Here is a 21,638-nt window from a genome sequence, read left to right as displayed (position 1 = left end):
GAACCCCGGTGGACACCGGGCCAGTGGAGGGCAGTAGATGGCTAACGCGCGACCGCGCACGCGGATACAGGAACGCAATCGGGCGACGATCCTCGAGGCCGCGCTGGAGGTCTTCTCGCGTCACGGGTTTCGCGGCTCCACCCTGGATCAGATCGCGCAGGAGGCGGGGCTGTCCAAGCCGAATCTGCTGTATTATTTCCCGTCGAAGGACGCCATTCACGCCGAGCTTCTGTCCGGGTTGATGGAAAGCTGGCTGGAGCCGCTCAAGGCCTTGAAGGATGATGGTGACCCGGTCGATGAAATCATCGCCTATGTGCTGCGCAAACTGGACATGGCCCGCGATCTGCCGCGCGAAAGCCGCCTGTTCGCAAATGAGATTGTGCAAGGTGCACCGCGCATTCATGATCAGATCGAGGGGCCGTTGAAGACCCTCGTCGATGACAAGGTGCAGGTCATGCGCGGCTGGATCGCCGCCGGACGGCTGGCGGACGTTGACCCCTATCATCTGATTTTCTCGATCTGGTCGACCACCCAGCATTATGCCGATTTCGACACCCAGGTGCGGGCGATCCTGACCCCGACAGCCGACGAGCATTTCGCCGAGGCCGCGCGGTTTCTTGACCATCTTTACCGCTGCGCACTAACCCCTCGTTAACCCTGATTACCGAATCTTCTTGGCGTTAACCCCGGGTTCACCACCGGGGTCTATTCTGCTTGATCGTGGGGGCTCCTGATTGAAACAAGCACAGGAGCACGGGAAAATGGACATCTCAGGACCGGCACCATTTGGCGGACATGCCAGCCTTGCCGCACAGATGCCGACACGCACACCGCCCGAGGTTCCAGTGGTCGACGAAAGCCGGCGCACGGACCAGGCGCAGACGGATGCGAACACGGCCCATCGGGACGGAACCGCCGCCGACGCGGCGCGCGCCCAGCGTGATGCACGGCGCGATCCGGACGTACAGACCGGCCCGCCGCCGACCTTCGAGGTTACCCTGCTGGAGGTTGAACATGACCTGCAGGCGACCCTGGCACGGCTGGAGGCCACGCGAAACCATGATCGTGACGCCGAAGCGGTCAGGGCCGCCCCGCCAAAACCACAACCGGCGCAGGATAACGAACTGGCGCAGGCGCCTGCCCCCGCCGAAGTTCAGGACCTGGAACCGGCGGAACGCGTGGGCGTGGCCCAGTTGGAACAGCCCTATGACGTACCGGCAAGCGGAGCGAGCGCCGCCTGACGGCGCGCGCCGCCGTGTCGCTCTGGCACGGCGATGGATCGAACCGGCGTCACCCCAACTCAGGCCCCGGCCTCCCGGCCCCGGGGCCCGTTCTGCTGCCCTGCCCGACCACCCGCATTACGTCACGCCCATGTGCCTTGCTGCAAGGGAATGCCCGCGCCCCCTTTTCTCCTCTTTCCCCTACGTCTATATAGCGTAAAACTTCATCAGCCCGCCAAGGGACGCGGGCGTATTGGGTCGAGGACGGCATGACAAAGAAATCGCACGACAACGACGTGGCCTTCATCCAGGCACTGGCCGAGCTGCTTCAGGAAAATGACCTGACCGAGCTGGAGGTGATGCGCGAATATGGCGAGAACAACGCCCTGAACGTGCGCGTCAGCCGCGCCAAGGAAGTGGTGGCACAGGTTGCTGCCCCGGCCCCGGTGGCTGCGGCGCCAGTCGCCGCCCCCGCCGCTGCGGCCCCGGCTGCCGCCCCGGCGCCCGCCGCCGAGGCAGCCGAGGATCCGGCCAGCCACCCCGGCGCCGTGCCCTCACCGATGGTCGGCACCGCTTACCTCCAGCCCGAGCCCGGCGCACCTTCATTCGTGAAGGTCGGTGACCAGGTATCCGAAGGCCAGACCGTGCTGATCATCGAAGCCATGAAGACCATGAACCAGATCCCCGCGCCGCATGCCGGTACGGTGAAACGCATCCTGGTCGAAGACGGCGGCCCCGTCGAGTTCGGCGCGCCCCTGATGATCATCGAATAAGGGCGACCGGGATGTTTGAGAAAATCCTGATCGCCAACCGCGGAGAGATCGCCCTGCGCGTCATCCGCGCCGCCCGCGAAATGGGCATCAAGACGGTCGCGGTACATTCCACCGCCGATGTCGACGCCATGCATGTGCGTATGGCCGACGAAAGCGTCTGCATCGGCCCGCCGCCGGGCACCGACAGCTACCTGTCGATTGCCGGCATCATCGCCGCCTGTGAAATCACCGGCGCCCAGGCGGTTCACCCGGGTTATGGCTTCCTGTCGGAAAACGCCAACTTCGTGCAGGCGCTGGAAGATCACGAGATTGCCTTCATCGGCCCCACGGCCGAGCACATCCGTCAGATGGGCGACAAGATCACCGCCAAGGACACCGCGATCAAGCTGGGCATCCCGGTTGTTCCGGGCTCGGATGGCGGCGTGCCGGACCTGGCTTCGGCGCGCGCGATGGCCGCCGAAATGGGCTATCCGGTCATCATCAAGGCCACCGCCGGTGGCGGCGGGCGCGGCATGAAGGTCGCCGAGACCGAGGCCGATATCGACACCGCCTTCTCGACTGCGCGGTCCGAGGCGAAAGCCGCCTTCGGCAATGACGAAGTCTATATGGAGAAATACCTCCAGCGGCCGCGTCACATCGAGGTGCAGGTCTTTGGCGACGGTCAGGGCGGCGGGGTTCACCTGGCGGAACGCGACTGCTCGCTGCAGCGTCGCCACCAGAAGGTGTTTGAAGAGGCCCCCGGCCCCTGCATCACCCCCGAGGAACGCGCCAGGATCGGCGGCATCTGCGCCAAGGCCGTGGCTGAAATGGGCTATGCCGGCGCCGGCACGATCGAGTTCCTCTATGAGGATGGCGAGTTCTATTTTATCGAGATGAACACCCGCCTGCAGGTGGAACACCCGGTCACCGAAGCCATCTTCGGCGTCGACCTGGTGCGCGAACAGATCCGTGTGGCCGAAGGGCTGCCGCTGTCCTTTACCCAGGACGAGCTGGAGGTGAACGGCCACGCGATCGAAGTGCGCCTTAACGCCGAGCGCCTGCCAAACTTCGCGCCGAGCCCGGGCAAGATCACCCAGTATCACGCCCCCGGCGGCCTGGGTGTGCGCATGGATTCGGCGCTTTATGACGGCTATTCGATCCCGCCCTATTACGACTCGCTGATCGGCAAGCTGATCGTGCATGGTCGCGACCGGGCCGAGGCGCTGTCGCGCCTGAACCGCGCCCTGGGCGAGCTGATCATTGATGGGGTGGACACCACCGTGCCGCTGTTCCACGCGCTGCTGGAAGAGGACGACATCCACTCGGGCGACTACAACATCCACTGGCTGGAACGCTGGCTGGATGCCAACATGGGCTGAGGGCCGCTTGGCCCCGCCCCCACATGACCAGGACCATGATCCGGACCTGACGCCGGACCTGCTCCTTCGAGCCTATGCCATGGGGATCTTCCCCATGGCGGACGGCCGCGACGACCCGCGCGTCTTCTGGGTCGATCCTGAAATGCGCGGTGTACTGCCCCTGGACGGGTTCCGCCTGTCACGCTCCTTGCGCAAGCGCATTCGCCAGGCCCCCTTCCGCATCTCGGTGAACGAGGAATTCGCGGGCGTGGTGCAGGGCTGCGCCGACCGGGACGAGACCTGGATCAACGACACGATCTTTGACCTCTACAAGGCGCTGCACCGCATGGGCTTTGCCCATAGTTTCGAGGTCTGGGAAGGCAAGACACTGGTCGGCGGCACCTACGGGGTCAGCCTGGGCCGGGCGTTCTTTGGCGAAAGCATGTTCTCGCGTCGCCGCGACGCGTCAAAGATTGCGCTCGCCTATGCGGTGACCCATCTGTCCGGCTGTGGCTACACGCTCTTCGACACGCAATTCCTGACCGACCACCTGGCCAGTCTGGGCGGGGTCGAAATCCCGCGCGATCAGTATCATGATCTGTTGGAACAGGCGTTGCAGGGCCCGGCAGACATCCACGCCCGCCCCCTGCCCGACGCTCATTCAGTGGTGCAGTTCAACACCCACACGTCGTAACGCCCGTGGTCCAGCGCGTTCAGCGCGGGGGAGGATGCCACCATCCAACCTTCGAAGATCGCCGCCTCACCGGCCTCTTCGCGGATCACCAGATAGGCGAAAGCATCCCCCGAGGGGTTCGCGGTCGGGTAGCGACACTCAGCCAGGGTGATCTGCAACCAACCCAACGCCACCGTTTCACCCGCACGCAGCGGCAGGTCCACAACCGCACCCGCGTGCTTGTCCAGCCCGCGCAGGGTGGCGCCGGTGCCCACGCTGGCCTCTTCCTGCGCCCAGGCGGGGGCAGTCAGGGCCAGAAGCGCGATCAGGGCGAAGCGGATCACTCCTCTTCCCCGCCAGCCACGAATTTCATCAGCAGGTTCACCACGCTGATCGAGCTTTGCGTGTCCTCGATCTCGCTACCCGGGTCGAGGTTGAAGGGCGAGCCGCCCGGCAGAAGCTCAACAAAAGACCCCCCCAGCAACCCTTCGGAGGCGATCACCACGGCCGTATCCTCAGGCAGCGGCACGTCGGTTTGCACGGTAAAGGTGGTATCGGCGCGGAAGGTGGTCGGGTTCAATGCCATATCGGTGACCGATCCCACCTTGACCCCTGCCAGGCGCACATCGGTGCCGATCGAGATCCCCTCGGCCGAGCGGAAGGATGCGGTATAGCTGTCCAGCGCGCCTGCGCCGGAAAAGCCCGCAATCTGACTGGCATAGAGGAAGAACCCGACCGCTCCGGCCAGGACGACCCCGCCCGTGATAACCTCTGCGCTATGGCTGGCCATGAGACACACCCAACCGGATTACTCCGGCTGCCAGGCCTCGTAGTCACGCCGATCGGCAGGCTGAGCCTGGCGCAGCGAACCCGCGGGCGCATAGGCCAGGGCCGTGCCGGTCAGGTTGTCCTGATGCGGTGCTTCCCAGGCCTTGTGGGTCAGCGGCTGTTCGGCCGGGTTGTCGCTGAAGGTAAAATGCAGCCAGCCATGCCAGGCGGGGCTGACGCGCGAGGCTTCGGGCTCGCCGTTGTAGATCACCCAGCGACGGCTATCGTCGGCGTTGCGATAGAAGACATTACCCTGCTCGTCCTCGCCAACCTTGACGCCCTTGCGGCGGGTGAACAGCCAGGTGCCGATGGTTTCACCGTGCCACCAGGTCAGAAGCGAGAGCAGTCGCATGTAAACCTCCAATTCGAGTCTCAAGACATATGCCGCAAACCGGCCCCGAGGTCCAGAGCGCAGGCCTTGGCTGCGACAGTCAGGCGGGTGCCAGCGCGGTCAGCTCGATCTCGATCCGGTATTTCGGGTCGATCAAGCCACATTCCACCATGGTTGCGGCGGGCGGGTTGTCGCCGAACGCCTCGGCGAGGATCGGCCAGCAGGGTTCGAACTCGTGCCGGTCAGGCAAGTAGTAGTTCACCCGCACCGCGTCGGCGAGGCTGGCCCCGACCTTCTCCAGTGCTGCCTTGATCGTGTCCAGCGCCGCCCGGCACTGGTCCTGGACCGTGTCGCCCTGCCCCACGGAGCCCGCCACATGGACGAACCCTCCCGCGACCACGGCGCGGCAATAGCCGATCTTGGCTTCGAATTCCCCTCCGGAGTGAATGCGGCGGATGCGGTCGGTCATTGGGGTCTTCCCTGTCTGGATTGGTCAAACGAAAAGGCGCCCCGCGGGGCGCCTTGAAATCTTGAGGATCGGATCAGCTGGCCGAGGCGCCTTCGGCCGCGGCATCCGCGTAGATGATCAGCGGGTTGGCGTCGGGGCCGACGGCTTCTTCGTTGACGACGACCTCATCCACGTTTTCCAGGCCCGGCAGGTCGAACATGGTATCCAACAGGATGTCTTCCATGATCGAGCGCAAGCCCCGCGCGCCGGTCTTGCGTTCGATGGCACGCTTGGCGATGGCCTTCAGCGCATCCTCGGTAAAGGTCAGCTTGGCCTCTTCCAGTTCGAACAGGCGCTGGTACTGCTTGACCAAGGCGTTCTTCGGCGCAGTCAGGATGGTGACCAGCGCGTCGGCGTCCAGATCCTCCAGCGTGGCGATCACCGGCAGACGGCCGACGAATTCCGGGATCAGGCCGAATTTCAGCAGATCTTCGGGCTCCAGCTCCTTGAAGTGTTCGCCCACGGTCTTGGTGCTCTCGTCGCGCACATCGGCACCGAAGCCGATGGCCGATCCCTTGCCGCGTTGCGCGATGATCTTGTCGAGCCCCGCAAAGGCACCGCCACAGATGAACAGGATGTTTGTGGTGTCGACCTGCAGGAACTCCTGCTGCGGATGCTTGCGCCCGCCCTGCGGCGGCACGGAGGCCACGGTGCCTTCCATGATCTTCAACAGCGCCTGCTGCACCCCCTCGCCCGACACGTCGCGGGTAATCGAGGGGTTGTCCGACTTGCGGGTGATCTTGTCGACCTCGTCGATATAGACGATGCCGCGCTGCGCGCGTTCGACATTGTATTCCGACGCCTGCAACAGTTTGAGGATGATGTTTTCCACGTCCTCGCCCACGTAACCGGCCTCGGTCAGCGTGGTCGCATCGGCCATGGTGAAGGGCACATCCAGGATGCGCGCCAGCGTCTGGGCCAGCAGCGTCTTGCCGCAGCCGGTCGGACCGATCAGCAGGATGTTCGACTTGGACAGTTCGATCTCATCCCCCGCCTTGGCCGCGTGGTTCAGGCGTTTGTAGTGGTTGTGCACGGCAACGGACAGCACCCGTTTCGCCACCGCCTGGCCGATCACGTAATCGTCCAGAACCTCGCAGATCTCCTGCGGGGTGGGCACCCCATCGGCGGCCTTCAGCCCCGAGGATTTGGTCTCCTCGCGGATGATGTCCATGCACAGTTCGACGCATTCGTCACAGATGAAGACGGTCGGCCCCGCGATCAGCTTGCGCACCTCGTGCTGGCTCTTTCCGCAGAACGAGCAGTAGAGGGTGTTCTTGCTGTCACCGGAGGAGTTGTTCGACATACTTGCATTCCCTCGGGCCATGCCCGGTTGTTTGATCCTGGGCCCCACGGCCCGTCTTTGCGCCCTGTTTCAAGCCTAGAGCAGCGGCGGGAGGGGCACAACGCGAAAAAGCTGCACCCCTTTCCCCTTATTCCTCTTCGCCTTTCGGGCGGTTTTCGACGATTTCGTCGATCAGGCCCCAGTCCTTGGCCTCTTCGGCGGCCATGAAATTGTCGCGCTCCAGCGCCTCGACCACGGTCTTCATCTTCTGGCCGGTGTGTTTCACGTAAATGCCGTTCAGGCGGTCCTTGAGCTTCTGGGTTTCCTGGGCGTGGATCATGATATCCGTCGCCTGGCCCTGATAGCCGCCCGAGGGCTGGTGCACCATGATGCGCGAGTTGGGCAGCGAGAAACGCATGCCCGGCTCACCAGCCGCCAGCAGCAGCGAGCCCATCGAGGCCGCCTGACCCACGACCAGGGTCGAGACCTTGGGTTTGATGTACTGCATCGTGTCATAGATAGACAAACCGCTCGTCACCACGCCGCCAGGGCTGTTGATGTACATCGAGATTTCCTTGGTCGGATTCTCGGCCTCCAAGTGCAGAAGCTGGGCCACGATCAGCGAGGCCATGCCGTCATGCACGGGGCCCGAGAGGAAAATGATCCGCTCTTTCAGCAGTCGCGAGAAGATGTCATAGGCCCGTTCGCCGCGCGAGGTCTGTTCGACCACCATCGGCACAAGGGTGTTCATGTAGGTTTCCATGGGATCGTGCATGTCGGTTCGCCTGCTCAGTTCACGTTTCAAAATCTTACCCGCGCGGGTCCTTACAGAGTCTTAGTGCCGGGCACGGGGGGCTGCAAGGGGCGGTCGAATGGCTTTCCTCCGGCATGGCGCAATTTGGTTAACAAAGTTTTGAGAACTCCAGGAACGCGTAAATAAAAACGGCGCCCGAAGGCGCCGTTTCAAGGTCTATCCGCATTGTTCCGGTTACTGCGGGCTCATGCCGCGCAGTTTCTCGCTGCGGCGGCGCAGAAGCTCGACCGTGGTCAGCAGCGCGATCGAGATCACCACCAGGATCGTCGCCACCGCCAGGATGGTCGGGCTGATCTGCTCACGCAGGCCCAGGAACATCTGCCAGGGCAGCGTCTTCTGACCCGCCGAGCCGACGAAGAGCACCACGACCACTTCGTCAAACGAGGTGATGAATGCAAACAGCGCGCCGGAGATCACGCCGGGCAGGATCAGCGGCATCTGCACGCGGCGGAAGGTGGTCACCGGGTCCGCGCCCATGTTCGCCGCAGCCCGGGTCAGCGAATGGTCGAAACCCACCAGCGTCGCCGTCACTGTGATGATCACGAAGGGAATACCCAAGGCCGCGTGCGCCAGGACCACGCCGATATAGGTCCCTTGCAGGCCGAAACGGGCGTAGAAGAAGAACATGCCCGTGGCCGAGATGATCAGCGGCACGATCATGGGCGAAATCAGGATCGCCATGATCGCCCGGCGAAACGGCACATGCGGCTGGCTGAGACCAATGGCCGCCAAGGTGCCGAAGCCCACCGACAGGATCGTCGCCACCGGCGCGATGGTGACCGAGTTCCACAGCGCCTGTTGCCAGTCCGGGCTGGAGAAGAAGTCCTCATAGTGTTTCAACGAATAGCCTTCGGGAGCCAGCCGCAACATCTCGGGCGTGAAGGTGAAGAAGTCCTGTGCGTTGAAGCTCAGCGGGATCACCACCATGATCGGCGCGATGAGGAAGAAGAAGATGAGGCCACAGATCACCCGGAACGTATAGTACCAGGCGCGTTGACCGGTGGAGGCATAAGGAGGAAGTCCGCTCATGTCGATTACCCCAGCTTCACGTTGTCGATGCCGACGATCTTGTCATAGGCCCAGTAGAGCACCAGGACGACCGCCAGGAGGATTGCACCCAGTGCGGCCGCGAGGCCCCAGTTGAGCGAGCTTGAAATGTGGAAGGCGATCCGGTTCGAGATGAACGTGCCCGTAGTGCCACCCACCAGCGCCGGCGTGATGTAGTAGCCGATCGCCAGGATGAAGACGAGGATCGAGCCTGCGCCGATGCCCGGCACCGTCTGCGGGAAATAAACCCGCCAGAAGGCCGTCCAATCGGTGGCGCCCAGACTCTTGGCCGCCCGCAGATAGCTGGGCTGGATCGTTTGCATCACCGAATACATCGGCAGGATCATGAAGGGCAGCAGGATGTGCGTCATCGCGATGATCGTGCCGAACTGGTTGTTGATCATGATCAGGCGGTTATCATCCGCGACCAGCCCCACCCAGACCAGGATGTCATTGATGACGCCCTGTTGTTGAAGCAGAATCTTCCAGGCCGAGGTCCGCACCAGCAGCGAGGTCCAGAAGGGCAGAAGCACCAGGATCATCAACAGGTTCGCCGTGCGCATGGGCAGGTTGGCCAGGATCCAGGCCACCGGATACCCCAGGACGATACAGCTGAAGGTGATCAGAAGGGACATCCACAGGGTTCGCTTGAGAAGCTTCATGTAGATGCGCTCGTCCTCCGGGCGCAACTCCGCCCCGTCCGGGCCGACCTGCATGTCCACCGCGTTCAGATAGTAGCCGGGAGTGACACGCGGCGAATAGGCCTGAATGGTGCGCCAGGTGTCGATTTCGCCCCAACCGTCATTGATGTCGATCAGCTCTTCTTTCCAGGGGCCGCCGTTTTCAATGTCAAACCGCTTGGCCTTGCGCCCGGTCTTGCGGAAAATCGAAGAAATGCCGGGGTTTTCATAGTTCAGACGCGAGCCGACACGGGTATGCGTCTTGGCTTCGGCCGCCGATTTCATGTCTGCGGCCATTGCGGCGAACACCGCCTCAGAAGGCAGCTCGCCGCTGTCCGCGTCCCAATCGGCCAGCGCCACGACCGTCTGCGGCAGCGTGTCCGCCACGATCGAGTTCTTCACCGACCGCAGCAGCATGTCGCCCACCGGCAGGATGAACGTCGCCATGATGAAGATCAGCAAGGGCGCGATCAGCATCAGAGCGCGCAGTTTCTGGCGGCGCAGCGCCCGCGCGAGGCTGCGCTTTAGCGGTGTGCCGTCTGCGGCCAGCACCGGGCCGCCGTCTAGTGTCGTGTCGCTCATGTCGTCCCTGTCGTATTTGTCGTTGTCCGGGTCACAAAGTGACTAACGAATGAAAGCCGCGAAAAAGGGGAAAGAAAACAGAGGGGTGGGAAGGGCCGCCATGGGCCCCTCCCTCAGGTCAGGACCTGATTACTTGGCCAGCCATGCCTGGAACTTGGCGTCCAGGTCATCGCGGTTGTCGGCCCACCATTCGTAGTCATAGACATGCACGTTGCCGGCGTTGGCCGGGTCGGTCGGCATGTGCGGAGCCATTTCGATGCCCAGTTCGGCATGCTGACCCACCAGCGGAGCCGAGGAGGCACGGGCCGGACCGTAAGAGATGTACTTGGCCTGATCCGCCAGACGCTGGGTGTCGGTGGCGAATTTCAGGAAGTCCAGCACACGGGCCTTGCGGTCTTCGGGCAGACCGGCGGGAACAACCCAGCCGTCAAGGTCGAACGACTGCATATCCCAGAGCATGCCGATCGGCTGGCCTTGCTCGGCAATGGCCGAGAACAGACGACCGTTGAAGGTCGAACCCATCACGACTTCGCCGTCCGCCAGAAGCTGCGGGGTTTCGGCACCGGCGGTCCACCAGACCACCTGGTCCTTGATGGTGTCGAGCTTGGCCAGGGCGCGGTCGACACCTTCGTCGGTGCCCAGCACGTCATAGATCTCGTCCTTGGCAACGCCGTCGCAGTACAGGGCCCACTCCATGTTGTCGATCGGACGTTTCTGCAGCGCACGCTTGCCCGGGTAGGCTTCCAGGTCGAAGATCGCGCAGATTTCGGTCGGCGCGTTGTCACCCACCATGTCGGTGCGATAGCCGAAGGTGGTCGAGTAGACGATCTGCGGCACGAAGCAATCAGACACCAGCAGGTCGCCGAAGTCGTCCGAGGCCGACGTTCCGTCCGGCGCGGCGGCCAGCACGGCATCGTGGTCCAGCTCTTCGATCAGGCCTTCGTCACACATGCGCATCGCGTCCGAGGCCACGGCGTCCACCAGGTCCCAGGTCACGTTGCCGGCTTCGGTCATGGCGCGCATCTTGGCGGTCGCCTCGGCCGAGCTTTCGTCCCAGATGACGGTCACTTCCGGGTGCATTTCCAGGTAGGGCTCGACATAGGCCTTCACCTGGCTCGCCTGATAGGCACCGCCCCAGGAGACCAGGGTCAGCTCGTTCGCCATTTCTTGGGCCTGAGCGGCCCCCGAAACAGCGGCCAGCGCAGTGGTGGCCAAAAGAGTCTTGGTCAGTTTCATTACATACTCCCTATTCTTTTTCCCGTTCTGAAAGAGGATCCCCGGCTGACGGGCCGCACCGGGGCCTTATGAACCCCGCGCCCGGTCACCCGGGCACGAGGGCAAACTCAGGCGTCCAGTGCGCGGCAATCCTGCGGCAGCCAGCCAATCTCGATCTGGCTGCCCGGCTCCAGGCGCACCTGGTCCGGCGCGTTGCGGCTCTTGATGACAAACTCGTCATTGCCAGCGACCCGCAGGCGAGTGCGGAACACGTCGCCCATGTAGATGAATTCCAGCACTTCGGCTTTCAGCAGGTGTGCATCGGCATGCAGGCGGTCCTTGTTGAACTCGACCCGCTCGGGGCGGATCGACACCTTGGTGCGTTCGCCCACCTTGGACACGTTCACCGGGGTGGCGTCCAGCTCTTCACCATCGTCCAGACGCACAACGCAGGTATCGTCCTTCATCTCGGTCACCACGCCTTCCAGCGTGTTGTTTTCCCCAATGAACTGCGCCACGAAGCTGTTTTCCGGCTTCTCGTACAGTTGGGCCGGAGGGGCCAGCTGCTGAATGCGGCCGTCGTCGAAGACGGCAACATTGTCGGACATGGTCAGGGCTTCGGTCTGGTCGTGCGTCACGTAGACCGTGGTAATGCCCAATTCGTGTGCCAGGCGGGTGATCTCGAACTGCATATGTTCACGCAGTTGCTTGTCGAGCGCGCCCAGCGGCTCGTCCATCAGAACCAGTTCCGGTTCGAACACCAGAGCCCGGGCCAGGGCGATCCGCTGCTGCTGACCACCGGACAGCTGCGCGGGACGGCGGCCGCCGAACTCGCCCATCTGGACCATTTCCAGCGCGCGTTTGACCTTGGCCTCGCGCTCGGACTTGCCCAGCTTGCGCACTTCCAGCGGGAAGGCCAGGTTCTCGGCCACCGTCATGTGCGGGAACAGGGCGTAGTTCTGGAACACCATGCCGATGCCGCGCTTGTGCGGCGGGATGTTGTTGATGGGATTACCATCCAGCAGGATGTCGCCATGGGTGGCGGTCTCGAACCCTGCCAGCATCATCAGGCAGGTGGTCTTGCCGGAGCCCGACGGCCCAAGCATGGTGAGAAATTCGCCCTTCGCGATGGAGAGGTTCAGGTCTTTCACGACCAGGTTAACCCCGTCATAGCTTTTCTGGACACGATCAAAAACGACGAAACCGTCGTTGGAAGCAGCGTCTGCCAAGTGACCCCCCTGGTCTATGTTTTTGTTTTTTGGTTGCTCTTGAGCCAACACGAAACCGTTTCCGGTTTCAACAGTCAAGGCGACCAATTTCGTTCACTTCACGGGAAACTAAACTGAATGACAAGCCCATAACAGTCACTTTTCCTGTGGAACCCGTCAGGATTACCGTAGCAACCGTTCGACAGGACCTAATGTCTCACCCTGCACATCTCTGTGCCCCACTCACGCGTCCCCGTGTTTTCTGCAAACAGGCCACCATGGCAGCCTGTTCGCTCTTTTCGACACTTTGCCGCATAAAAGCGACAGAAATGGGGATTCTCCGACAGGTTTCAGCGACTTTGCGTCAACCTGCGACGATGTTGTGCTCCGGACCATAGGGGAAGCCGGTAATGTTCTCGGCCCCGTCCTCGCCCACGACGAGAATGTCATGCTCACGGTAGCCGCCAGCGCCAGCCAGCCCCTCGGGCAGGAACAACATCGGTTCCATCGACACGACGTGGCCCGGGACCAGTTCGGTGTGGATATCCTCACGCAGTTCCAGCCCGGCCTCGCGGCCATAGTAGTGGCTGAGCACACCGAAGCTGTGGCCGTATCCAAAGCTGCGGTATTGCAGCAGACCTTCGCTCTCGAAGAACTTGTTAATCTCGGCGGTGATGCCCGCGCAGGTGGCGCCTGGCTTGATCAGCGAGATGCCCAGTTCATGCGCGTCCACATTGGCCTTCCAGATCCGCAGGCTGTCCGCATCCGGTTCGCCCAGGAACAGGGTGCGTTCCAGGGCGGTGTAGTAGCCCGAGATCATCGGGAAGGTGTTCAGCGACAGAATATCACCCATCTGCAGGCGGCGGGTGGTCACCGGGTTGTGGGCGCCGTCGGTGTTGATACCGGACTGGAACCAGACCCAGCTGTCGCGGATCTCGCTGTCGGGATGGGCACGGGAGATTTCCAGTTCCATCGCATCACGGCCCGCCATCGCCACGTCGATTTCACGGGCGCCTTCCTTGATCGCGTCATAGATCGCCTGGCCGCCCACATCGGCAACGCGGGCACCCTCCTTGATCAGGGCGATTTCCTCGGCGCTCTTGACCATGCGCGCGGTCATCGTGTCCCCGGCAATGTCTACCACGTCGCGGTTGCCCAGGAACTCCTCCAGCAACCCGCGCTGCGCCAGGGTCATATGGTCGCCTTCGATACCGACGGACTTGGCATTGCCCACCAGCTCCTTCACCGCGCGCCAGTAGTTGTTGCGCTCCCAATCGGTGTAGATGACGTTGTCGCCGAACGACCGACGCCAGGGGTGGCCTGCGTCGATATTGGCGCTGACAGTGGTGCAACGGTCAGCCGTCACCACACAGGCATAGGGCCGCCCGAACGAGCAATACAGAAAGCCCGAGTAGTAGGCGACATTGTGCATCGAGGTGAAAACTGCGGCCTCGACACCACGCGCGGCCATGATCGCGCGCAGCTCGCTCAGACGGCGCTCATATTCCGCGTCCGAGAAAGGCAGCTTGGCCTTTTCACCGTTTTCACACACAAAAAATTGGGGGCGGGTCATCCACGCACTCCTTCTCCGAAGGGCCGGATATCCTGAGGTCTGTCCGGCCAATCAACACCCCGGCGTCCAGGGCAGTGATTCCGGACCATGGGGCGCAGGCCGCGCACCCAGGGCAGCGACGCCATCGCTGCGGATGGCGATTACCCTGTCGCATGGAGGCCCTTCCTGTCAATGGGGCAATGTCCCGACCTGCCTGCCCACTGCAACTCCACGCCGACATCCCTCAGCGCGCGCAAGTCCGCCTTCATTATCTTGCCAGCAATTTCCTGCGGGGGTTTCGAGCACCGGGACGGGGGCAAAGCCCCCTCCGCACGGAGCCACAGAAACAGCCGCCACATGGCGCTGCTCACTCCGCAAGCGACGCAGCTTTCGCTATGACAGGCACCGCTTTCGCCCTTCGCGCTTTTGGCAACGCCAAAAGCGCTACGCTCACCCCCTGACAAGCCGAAGGCGCAGACAGGGGGCGGGAGCCCCCGTCTCAGATCACCCGCAGCTCCGACGCCATGCCGCCACCAGCCAGCCGCGAATAACCGAAATCCGTTAAGTCCAGCGCCCGGTATTCGCCATGGATGATCCACTCCGCCAGCCCGCGTCCCATCGCCGGGGCCTGTTGGAACCCGTGACCCGAGAATCCGTTGACGAAGAGAAAATTCCCGACCTCTGGATGCGGGCCCAGAATCGCGTTCTGATCGACCGTGTTATAGGCGTAATGCCCGACCCAGGAGTTTACCACCCTGAGCGCCTGGAACTGCGGAATGCGCGTGGCTACGGCGGGCCAGGCCTTTTGTTCCCAGAGGGAAAAATCCTCGATGAAATCATCGGGCTCCACTGCCAGATCCTCGTCCGGCGCGGCCCCGATCATGTAGTACTTCCCATCCGACCGCATATGCACGCCCGAGGGGTCGATGGTCAGCGGCAGGTCCTGCCCCAAGGGCTCGGCCGCCTCCACCACCCAAGTGTAGCGCTTGCGCGGCTCAACCGGCAGCTCCAGACCGGCCATGGCCGCAACGCGCCCCGCGCGCGGACCCGCCGCGTTCACCACCGTGCCGCAACCGACCTCGCGACCCGAGGCCAGCTGAACCGCCACCACGCGCCCGCCGTCGCGGCGCATTCCGACCACCTCATCCTCAAGGAACTCCACCCCCCGCTCGCGCGCCAGGCGCCGCCACCAATCAAACATGGTGGTGCCATCGAAATAGCCCTCGTCCACCGGGTTGTGGCTGCCCAGAACAATCCCGTCGAGGTCATAGAACGGGTATTCCGACGCGATCTCATCCGGGGTCAAAAGCCGCGTCGCCGCCCCCAACCCGGCCTGCATCACCTGGTTCACCCGCAGCGCCTCGGCCGCTGCCTCGTCACCCGCCAGGTACATGTAACCGAAGGGGTGCATGTGAATCTCCGGCACGCGCTCGTCGCCCATGCGCTCCCGGAAGTCCTTCACGTAATCAACGCCATACTGGCTGACCCGCACATTCAGCGGAGTCGAGAACTGCATGCGGATACAGCTGTTGGTATGCGCCGTCGAACAGGCCTGATAGGTCGTATCCCGCTCCACCACCAGCACTCGGCCATCAAACCCGGGATCCGAAATCAGATGCCACGCAACCGAGGCGCCGATCATCGCCCCCCCGACAATTACCACGTCATAGCTGTCCTGCATCCGGCCCTCCCTGCCCTACGTGACTGCTGCGGACCCGCGTGCCACGGGCCGGGCGAAAATGCAATCTCTGTAAACACAAGGCAAAAAGGACGTCGCGACCCGCGCAAACCGTCAAGAAACCTGACACCAGAAAGGCCCAATGGCTGGACGGCCTAGCCTACTTGCTACACGCCTAGTCCACCCCTGGTACCCGCGGCCGGACTCGAACCGGCACGGCCATACGGCCTGGAGATTTTAAGTCTCCTGTGTCTACCATTCCACCACGCGGGCATCTGAGGCAGGGGCTTGGATGCGAGGACAATAGCGTGGGAAGGGCGGGTGTCCAGAGGGGTCAATGATCCGTCGACAGGTAAACCCGTTCCGGCAGCCAGGGATTGAGCGCCAATGCCGCGCGCAGGGTCTCCTGTGCCTCGGTCTCACGCCCCAGGGCGCGCAGGGTCAGGAAACGGCCCGACATGGCCGCCACATGCAACGGCGAGCGTTCCAGCGCCGCATCCAGATCCGGCAGGGCCAGGGCAAAGTCACCCAGCAGGAAATGTGCAAAGGCCCGTTGATTATAACCCTCTGCATAGTCGGGACAGTAGGAGATCAGCTCGGACAGGATCGTTTCGGCACCCACCAGGTCGGATTGGCGCATTCGCGCGCGCGCCTCATCCAGCATTTCCTGCGCCCGGGCATCCGGCGCACGCGTCCAGAGCGCCCACATGTCGCCGGTCACCGCCCGTGCGGCACGTTCGTCCGGCGCCGCCCGCGCCTCGTCAATCAGAACACGTAACGGCGCCTCGATCTCGGGCGCGGCAGGGCACTGCGCGAAGGCGGGCCCGGCCAGAAGGGCGAATAAAATCCAACGCATACCCCCATCCTGCCCGAGCGCCCCTTCTGGTCAACTCACATCGCCGAGAGGACCTTCCTTCACCGCCTGCATCGCCACATGTGTGGTCGAATGGGCCACATGCGGGAGGGAGGAGATCGCCTCCCCCAGCACCCGGCGATAATCGCGCATGTCGCGACAGCGCACCTTAAGCAGATAGTCGAACTCGGCCGCCAGCATGTGGCATTGTTCGACTTCGGGGATCTTGACCACGCCCGCGTTGAAGGCTGCCAAGGCCGCTTCCCGTGTGTCCGACAGCTTGACCTCAACAAAGGCCACATGGTCGCGGCCGATGCGGATCGGATCGATCAGCGCACGATAACCGGTAATGACCCCGTCCTTCTCCAACCGCCTGAGCCGCGCCTGGGTCGGGCTTTTCGACAGGCCGATGCGCCGGGCCAGTTCGGTGATCGGCAGGCGCCCCTCGGTGGACAGAACCTCCAGAATCAGTTGATCATAGCGATCAATGCGCGCTTCACCATCTTCCCGCATTTTATCCCTCATTTCAGTCTCTCCGCCTGTCCTGCAGATTTTTTCAGGAAACTCGCCTGCCAATCAAGGGGTATTATGGTCGCAACGGAGAGGACGCCCATGACCCATCGCTTTACCATCGACAGCCTGAAATACGCACCGGAGGCGGCCCGCGTGGCCGATATGGTGGCCCTTGCCAATCTGGACCAGACCGCACGCGACCGGATTGCCGCGCGGGGCGCCGACCTGGTGCGCAAGATTCGCGAAAGCTCCGACCCCGGGTTGATGGAGGTCTTTCTGGCCGAATACGGCCTGTCGACAGATGAGGGTATCGCGCTCATGTGCCTGGCAGAAGCCCTGCTGCGTGTGCCGGATGCGGACACGATCGACGCGCTGATTGAAGACAAGATCGCCCCCTCGGATTGGGGCAAGCACAAGGGGCAGTCGACCTCGGCGCTGGTCAATGCCTCGACCTGGGCCCTGATGCTGACCGGCAAGGTGCTGGAAGACGCCGAACCCGGCGTGCTGGGCACCCTGCGTGGCGCGGTGAAACGGCTGGGTGAGCCGGTCATCCGGTCCGCCACCGCCCGTGCGATGAAGGAAATGGGCGCCCAATTCGTTCTGGGCGAAACCATTGAAAAGGCTATGAAACGCGGATCGGCGATGGAGGAAAAGGGCTATACCTACTCCTATGACATGCTAGGCGAGGCCGCGCGCACGGATGCCGATGCGCGCCGTTACCAGATGGCTTATGCAAATGCGATTTCCGAGATCGCAGTGGCCTGCAAGGCCGATGACATCCGGCAAAACCCGGGCATATCGGTCAAGCTCTCGGCGCTGCACGCGCGCTATGAACGCACCCAGAAGGACCGGGTGATGGATGAGCTGGTACCGCGCGTCGCCTCGCTGGCGCAACTGGCCAAGGCCGGGAACATGGGCTTCAACATCGACGCGGAAGAGGCCGATCGCCTGTCGCTGTCGCTGGATGTGATCGAAGCGGTGCTGGCCGATCCGGCGCTTGCTGGCTGGGACGGGTTCGGCGTGGTGGTGCAGGCCTATGGGCAACGCACCAGCGCGGTGCTGGACCACCTTTACGACCTCGCGACGCGGCTGGATCGCAAGATCATGGTGCGCCTGGTCAAAGGTGCCTATTGGGACACCGAGGTCAAGCTGGCCCAGGTCGAAGGGCTCGACGCCTTCCCGGTCTATACGTCGAAACACGCCACCGATGTCAGCTATATCGCCAATGCGCGCAAGCTCCTGGGCCTGACCGACCGGATCTATCCGCAGTTCGCCACCCACAACGCCCATACTGCTGCCGCCATCCTGGATATGGCAGAGGACAAGCAGACGTTTGAATTCCAGCGCCTGCACGGCATGGGTGAACGCCTGCATGACATCATCCTGACCGCTGAAAAGACCCGCTGCCGCATCTACGCGCCGGTTGGCGCGCATCGTGACCTGCTGGCCTACCTGGTGCGCCGCCTTCTTGAAAACGGCGCGAACAGCTCCTTCGTGAACCAGATCGTGGATGAGGATGTGCCCCCAGAAGAAGTTGCCGCATGTCCTTTCGCAGCGCTCGAGGCGGACACCCCGCATATTCCCACCGGGCCCGAGCTGTTTGCCCCGGCCCGGGCGAACTCGAAAGGGCTCGACCTTACGCACGAGCCGCATCTGGAGCAGATCGAAGCCGCCCGCGCGCCCTTCCGCGAAACACAATTCGCGGCGGGTCCGTTGATTGCAGGTGAGGTGGACGGTGGCGAGGACTGGCAGGTAACCAATCCCAGCGACGGCTCTGTCGTGGGCACGTTGACCCCGGCCTCGGCCAAGGATGTGGAAACTGCGCTGGCCGCCGCCACGCGCTGGGACGCTGACCCGGCCACCCGCGCCGAGGTGCTGAACAAGGCCGCCGATCTTTACGAAGCCCACCTTGGCCCCTTCTTCGCCCTGCTGGCCCGCGAGGCGGGAAAGACGCTTCTGGATTGCCAGGGCGAGCTGCGCGAAGCCGTTGATTTCCTGCGCTATTATGCATCGCGCATTCCGATTCTAGACCGCCCTGCCCGCGGCGTGTTTGCCTGCATTTCCCCCTGGAACTTCCCGCTGGCCATCTTTACCGGGCAAATCGCGGGGGCTTTGGCAGCAGGCAACGGGGTGCTGGCGAAACCTGCAGAACCCACCGGATTGATCGCGCATGAAGCGGCCAAACTGCTGCACCAGGCCGGCGTGCCGCGCGAGGTGTTCCAACTGCTGCCCGGCAAGGGCTCCATCGTCGGGGCAGCAATCACCTCCGATCCCCGTGTGAATGGCGTGGCTTTTACCGGTTCGACCGAAACCGCCCAGACCATCCGCCGCGCCATGGCTTCCAGCATGTCACCCGAGGCGCCGCTGATCGCCGAGACCGGCGGCTTGAACGCGATGATCGTGGACAGCACCGCCCTGCCCGAACAGGCGGTGCGCGATGTGCTGGCGTCAAGCTTCCAGAGCGCCGGTCAGCGCTGCTCGGCCCTGCGCTGTCTCTATGTGCAGGACGACATTGCCGACGGGTTCCTGGACATGCTCAAGGGTGCGATGGAGGAGCTCAAACAGGGCGATCCCTGGCACCTGTCCACCGACCTGGGTCCGGTAATCGACCAGACGGCCTTTGACGGAATTTCCTCCTATGTGGCCGGGTTTGCGCCCCTGGTCGAAAACACAGCACCGAATGGCGGCAAATTCATCCCGCCCACCGCAATTTCCGTCAAGGGAATCAACGACCTGGAACGCGAGATTTTCGGCCCGATCCTGCATGTCGCACGCTTCAAGGCCGAGGATCTGGATCGCGTGATCGACGACATCAACTGGCGCGGCTACGGGCTGACCTTCGGGCTGCACACGCGGATCGACGACCGGGTGCAGCATGTGGCCGATAGGCTGCAAGTCGGCAACACATATGTGAACCGCAACCAGATCGGCGCCGTTGTCGGCAGCCAGCCTTTTGGTGGCGAGGGTCTGTCGGGTACCGGCCCAAAGGCAGGCGGCCCCGACTATCTGAACAGGTTCTGCGCCGATGACCGCCCGCGGGTCGAGGCGCCGGACAGCCCGCGCATGGATCTGACCGACGTCACCGTCGCCTTGGCCCAGGTATCATCGCCGCCCAACGTAGTGACCACCCAGGATCTGCCCGGCCCGACCGGTGAACTGAACCGCTTGACCACCCTACCCCGCCAGCCCTTCCTTTGCATGGGGCCGGGCGTAGCCGCTCAGGAACAGGCCAAGGCGGTCGAGGCTGCTGGCGGTCAGGCCGTTCTGGCCGATCGTTTGCCCGCCTACCATATTGAAACCATTCATGAAATCGGTGGCGTAATCTGGTGGGGCGATGACGAGACTGCACGAGAGATCGTGCAGGCCCTGGCCGCCCGTCCGGGCGCGATCCTGCCCCTGGTCACCGGCACGCCCCGCGCTGACCACGTGCTGGCGGAACGGCACCTCTGCGTCGACACCACCGCATCGGGCGGCAACGCGGAGCTGTTGGCCGCCAACGCTTGACGCTCCCGCGCGGATCGGGGACCTTTCTCCCATGTTCCCGATCCGCGACCACAATCCGTCCGAGCGCACGCCCTATGTCACCTACGCGCTGATGGCGGTGAACATCCTGGTGTTCCTGATCATGACCGCGTCGCTGGAGGGTGACCGGGCGCTGGCGCGGTTCTATTGGGACTGGGGCCTCGTGCCCGCAAAAGTCACCGAAGGCCTGGGCTACGGCGGGTTCCTGACGTCGATGTTCCTACATGGCGGCTTCATGCACCTGGCGGGCAACATGCTGTTTCTGTTCATCTTCGGCGACAACCTCGAAGATGAGCTGGGGCACCTGGGCTTCACTCTCTTCTACATCGCGTCTGGGCTGGGCGCGGCCGGGCTGCAATTTGCGGCGGATCCGACCAGCCTGGTGCCGATGATCGGCGCCTCAGGGGCGATTGCGGGTGTGATGGGAGGCTATCTGCTGTTGTTTCCCCGCGCCCGGGTCGATGTGCTGATCATCATCGTGGTCTTCTTCAAGATCTTCCCTGTGCCCGCCTGGCTGATGCTGTTGGTCTGGTTCGGGCTGCAGCTGTTCAATGGCGCAGCCGGGGCGGATGCGGGCATCGCCTATTGGGCCCATGCAGGCGGGTTCGTGGTCGGGTTCCTCTGGGTCTTGCCGAAATGGCTGCGTGAAGGCGGGCCGGAGTTCTGGCGCCGCAGCCAGGGCCATCCGGATCACCCCGCTGCGCGCTATGGGCGTTCAGGCGTGCCGATTGTACGACGACGAAAGTAACCCCTTTCCCGGAGGATGTCGGATAAGGGAAACAATCTGGGTGATGGAGCAGGCACGCCTTCCGAGAATGTTCGAAAATTGAAAGTCACGCGCGCCGAAATCGCCACGCAGACCGTCAACGGCGCTCAGTCGTAGGGGTTCACATCCGTATTCGTCAGATGCGACGAAACCGTATCCGCCACAACCGGCACGTTCGTCCCCACCGTGAAGGCCGCTGCCATGCCCAACATCACCAGGGCGGCAGTCAGCACGATCCAATCCACTGTGATGGCAC

At 63.2% G+C, this 21,638-nt stretch carries 21 protein-coding genes, 1 tRNA gene and 1 pseudogene; 7 read left to right on the top strand and 16 right to left on the bottom strand.

The features are described 5' to 3' along the window. The first annotated feature begins 37 nt into the window (after positions 1-37). The 5 genes from ACO07D_RS13095 (at position 38) to aat (ending at position 4,024) form a co-directional block, all read left to right on the top strand. Positions 38-655, top strand: a complete 618-nt coding sequence (locus ACO07D_RS13095; protein ID WP_421703390.1) for a TetR family transcriptional regulator C-terminal domain-containing protein — start codon at positions 38-40, stop codon at positions 653-655. Positions 656-815: 160 nt separating this feature from the next. Further along, a complete protein-coding gene (locus ACO07D_RS13090; RefSeq protein WP_421703389.1) occupies positions 816-1,241 on the top strand; it encodes a hypothetical protein in 426 nt (141 codons plus the stop codon). Positions 1,242-1,489: 248 nt separating this feature from the next. Next, the gene (gene accB, locus ACO07D_RS13085) at positions 1,490-1,993 is read left to right on the top strand and encodes an acetyl-CoA carboxylase biotin carboxyl carrier protein (protein WP_421703388.1); all 504 of its coding nucleotides are present in this window, start codon (positions 1,490-1,492) and stop codon (positions 1,991-1,993) included. Positions 1,994-2,004: 11 nt separating this feature from the next. Next, on the top strand, positions 2,005-3,351 hold the full coding sequence (gene accC / locus ACO07D_RS13080; RefSeq protein WP_421703387.1) for an acetyl-CoA carboxylase biotin carboxylase subunit: 1,347 nt from the start codon (positions 2,005-2,007) through the stop codon (positions 3,349-3,351). 7 nt (positions 3,352-3,358) lie between these two features. Beyond that, a complete protein-coding gene (aat, locus tag ACO07D_RS13075) occupies positions 3,359-4,024 on the top strand; it encodes a leucyl/phenylalanyl-tRNA--protein transferase (RefSeq protein ID WP_421703386.1) in 666 nt (221 codons plus the stop codon). Here the strand turns inward: aat and ACO07D_RS13070 are convergent. The 15 genes and pseudogenes from ACO07D_RS13070 to ACO07D_RS13000 form a co-directional block, all read right to left on the bottom strand. Beyond that, positions 3,988-4,347, bottom strand: coding sequence for a DUF2155 domain-containing protein (locus ACO07D_RS13070; protein WP_421703385.1), 360 nt, complete (start codon positions 4,345-4,347; stop codon positions 3,988-3,990). The two genes, aat and ACO07D_RS13070, sit on opposite strands and share 37 nt — an antisense overlap. Further along, positions 4,344-4,793 carry an outer membrane lipid asymmetry maintenance protein MlaD gene (gene mlaD / locus ACO07D_RS13065; RefSeq protein ID WP_421703384.1) on the bottom strand — a complete coding sequence of 150 codons (450 nt, stop codon included), beginning with the start codon at positions 4,791-4,793 and terminating at the stop codon, positions 4,344-4,346. Before mlaD ends, ACO07D_RS13070 begins: the two co-directional genes overlap by 4 nt. 18 nt (positions 4,794-4,811) lie before the next feature. After that, positions 4,812-5,183 carry an NADH:ubiquinone oxidoreductase subunit NDUFA12 gene (locus tag ACO07D_RS13060; protein WP_421703383.1) on the bottom strand — a complete coding sequence of 124 codons (372 nt, stop codon included), beginning with the start codon at positions 5,181-5,183 and terminating at the stop codon, positions 4,812-4,814. Positions 5,184-5,262: 79 nt separating this feature from the next. Then, positions 5,263-5,631, bottom strand: coding sequence for a RidA family protein (locus ACO07D_RS13055; RefSeq protein WP_421703382.1), 369 nt, complete (start codon positions 5,629-5,631; stop codon positions 5,263-5,265). A 73-nt stretch (positions 5,632-5,704) separates the two neighbouring features. Further along, complete coding sequence (gene clpX, locus ACO07D_RS13050; protein WP_421703381.1) at positions 5,705-6,973, bottom strand: ATP-dependent Clp protease ATP-binding subunit ClpX; 1,269 nt, start codon at positions 6,971-6,973, stop codon at positions 5,705-5,707. Between the two features lie 127 nt (positions 6,974-7,100). After that, on the bottom strand, positions 7,101-7,727 hold the full coding sequence (locus ACO07D_RS13045) for an ATP-dependent Clp protease proteolytic subunit (protein WP_421703380.1): 627 nt from the start codon (positions 7,725-7,727) through the stop codon (positions 7,101-7,103). A gap of 213 nt (positions 7,728-7,940) precedes the next feature. Next, a pseudogene (locus ACO07D_RS13040) lies at positions 7,941-8,786 on the bottom strand (ABC transporter permease); the annotation flags it as partial. Positions 8,787-8,800: 14 nt separating this feature from the next. Then, positions 8,801-10,075 (bottom strand): ABC transporter permease, encoded by a 1,275-nt coding sequence (locus ACO07D_RS13035; protein WP_421703379.1) that lies wholly within the window; start codon positions 10,073-10,075, stop codon positions 8,801-8,803. A gap of 129 nt (positions 10,076-10,204) precedes the next feature. Continuing rightward, positions 10,205-11,311, bottom strand: coding sequence for an extracellular solute-binding protein (locus tag ACO07D_RS13030; protein ID WP_421703378.1), 1,107 nt, complete (start codon positions 11,309-11,311; stop codon positions 10,205-10,207). A gap of 107 nt (positions 11,312-11,418) precedes the next feature. Beyond that, entirely contained in the window at positions 11,419-12,519 is a 1,101-nt protein-coding gene (locus ACO07D_RS13025) for an ABC transporter ATP-binding protein (RefSeq protein WP_421703377.1), read from the bottom strand. 343 nt (positions 12,520-12,862) lie between these two features. After that, positions 12,863-14,071: an aminopeptidase P family protein gene (locus ACO07D_RS13020; RefSeq protein WP_421703376.1), complete on the bottom strand. Its 1,209-nt coding sequence runs from the start codon at positions 14,069-14,071 to the stop codon at positions 12,863-12,865. Positions 14,072-14,549: 478 nt separating this feature from the next. Continuing rightward, positions 14,550-15,731, bottom strand: a complete 1,182-nt coding sequence (locus ACO07D_RS13015) for an NAD(P)/FAD-dependent oxidoreductase (protein WP_421703375.1) — start codon at positions 15,729-15,731, stop codon at positions 14,550-14,552. A gap of 184 nt (positions 15,732-15,915) precedes the next feature. Then, positions 15,916-16,001 (bottom strand) — tRNA-Leu (locus ACO07D_RS13010). Positions 16,002-16,062: 61 nt separating this feature from the next. Then, entirely contained in the window at positions 16,063-16,584 is a 522-nt protein-coding gene (locus tag ACO07D_RS13005; protein ID WP_421703374.1) for a tetratricopeptide repeat protein, read from the bottom strand. Positions 16,585-16,614: 30 nt separating this feature from the next. Next, positions 16,615-17,106: an Lrp/AsnC family transcriptional regulator gene (locus ACO07D_RS13000; protein ID WP_421703373.1), complete on the bottom strand. Its 492-nt coding sequence runs from the start codon at positions 17,104-17,106 to the stop codon at positions 16,615-16,617. Positions 17,107-17,193: 87 nt separating this feature from the next. Between ACO07D_RS13000 and putA the strand changes: the two genes are divergently transcribed. Together putA and ACO07D_RS12990 are read left to right on the top strand one after the other, a co-directional pair. Next, positions 17,194-20,598 (top strand): bifunctional proline dehydrogenase/L-glutamate gamma-semialdehyde dehydrogenase PutA, encoded by a 3,405-nt coding sequence (gene putA, locus ACO07D_RS12995; protein ID WP_421703372.1) that lies wholly within the window; start codon positions 17,194-17,196, stop codon positions 20,596-20,598. A gap of 31 nt (positions 20,599-20,629) precedes the next feature. After that, positions 20,630-21,364, top strand: a complete 735-nt coding sequence (locus tag ACO07D_RS12990; protein WP_421703371.1) for a rhomboid family intramembrane serine protease — start codon at positions 20,630-20,632, stop codon at positions 21,362-21,364. Between the two features lie 125 nt (positions 21,365-21,489). Here ACO07D_RS12990 and ACO07D_RS12985 read toward each other — a convergent pair whose 3' ends face one another. After that, positions 21,490-21,615 carry a hypothetical protein gene (locus ACO07D_RS12985; RefSeq protein WP_421703370.1) on the bottom strand — a complete coding sequence of 42 codons (126 nt, stop codon included), beginning with the start codon at positions 21,613-21,615 and terminating at the stop codon, positions 21,490-21,492. Between the last annotated feature and the right edge of the window lie 23 nt (positions 21,616-21,638).

Origin of the sequence: Aliiroseovarius sp. (assembly GCF_965228805.1) — a bacterium.
Lineage (GTDB): Bacteria > Pseudomonadota > Alphaproteobacteria > Rhodobacterales > Rhodobacteraceae > JASBTN01.
The sequence above is the reverse complement of the archived record's forward strand: the minus strand, read 5'-3'. Positions and strand labels throughout refer to the sequence as shown.

What these genes read in the sequence shown, in the direction of transcription:
- putA (WP_421703372.1), top strand. Translation starts at nt 17,194, where the DNA reads ATGACCCATCGCTTTACCATCGACAGCCTGAAATACGCACCGGAGGCG.
- ACO07D_RS12990 (WP_421703371.1), top strand. Translation starts at nt 20,630, where the DNA reads ATGTTCCCGATCCGCGACCACAATCCGTCCGAGCGCACGCCCTATGTC.
- ACO07D_RS13020 (WP_421703376.1), bottom strand. Translation starts at nt 14,071, where the DNA reads ATGACCCGCCCCCAATTTTTTGTGTGTGAAAACGGTGAAAAGGCCAAG.
- ACO07D_RS13035 (WP_421703379.1), bottom strand. Translation starts at nt 10,075, where the DNA reads ATGAGCGACACGACACTAGACGGCGGCCCGGTGCTGGCCGCAGACGGC.
- ACO07D_RS13055 (WP_421703382.1), bottom strand. Translation starts at nt 5,631, where the DNA reads ATGACCGACCGCATCCGCCGCATTCACTCCGGAGGGGAATTCGAAGCC.
- ACO07D_RS13090 (WP_421703389.1), top strand. Translation starts at nt 816, where the DNA reads ATGCCGACACGCACACCGCCCGAGGTTCCAGTGGTCGACGAAAGCCGG.
- ACO07D_RS13005 (WP_421703374.1), bottom strand. Translation starts at nt 16,584, where the DNA reads ATGCGTTGGATTTTATTCGCCCTTCTGGCCGGGCCCGCCTTCGCGCAG.
- ACO07D_RS13045 (WP_421703380.1), bottom strand. Translation starts at nt 7,727, where the DNA reads ATGCACGATCCCATGGAAACCTACATGAACACCCTTGTGCCGATGGTG.
- clpX (WP_421703381.1), bottom strand. Translation starts at nt 6,973, where the DNA reads ATGTCGAACAACTCCTCCGGTGACAGCAAGAACACCCTCTACTGCTCG.
- ACO07D_RS13060 (WP_421703383.1), bottom strand. Translation starts at nt 5,183, where the DNA reads ATGCGACTGCTCTCGCTTCTGACCTGGTGGCACGGTGAAACCATCGGC.
- mlaD (WP_421703384.1), bottom strand. Translation starts at nt 4,793, where the DNA reads ATGGCCAGCCATAGCGCAGAGGTTATCACGGGCGGGGTCGTCCTGGCC.
- ACO07D_RS13095 (WP_421703390.1), top strand. Translation starts at nt 38, where the DNA reads ATGGCTAACGCGCGACCGCGCACGCGGATACAGGAACGCAATCGGGCG.
- accB (WP_421703388.1), top strand. Translation starts at nt 1,490, where the DNA reads ATGACAAAGAAATCGCACGACAACGACGTGGCCTTCATCCAGGCACTG.
- ACO07D_RS13015 (WP_421703375.1), bottom strand. Translation starts at nt 15,731, where the DNA reads ATGCAGGACAGCTATGACGTGGTAATTGTCGGGGGGGCGATGATCGGC.
- ACO07D_RS13000 (WP_421703373.1), bottom strand. Translation starts at nt 17,106, where the DNA reads ATGAGGGATAAAATGCGGGAAGATGGTGAAGCGCGCATTGATCGCTAT.
- ACO07D_RS13030 (WP_421703378.1), bottom strand. Translation starts at nt 11,311, where the DNA reads ATGAAACTGACCAAGACTCTTTTGGCCACCACTGCGCTGGCCGCTGTT.
- accC (WP_421703387.1), top strand. Translation starts at nt 2,005, where the DNA reads ATGTTTGAGAAAATCCTGATCGCCAACCGCGGAGAGATCGCCCTGCGC.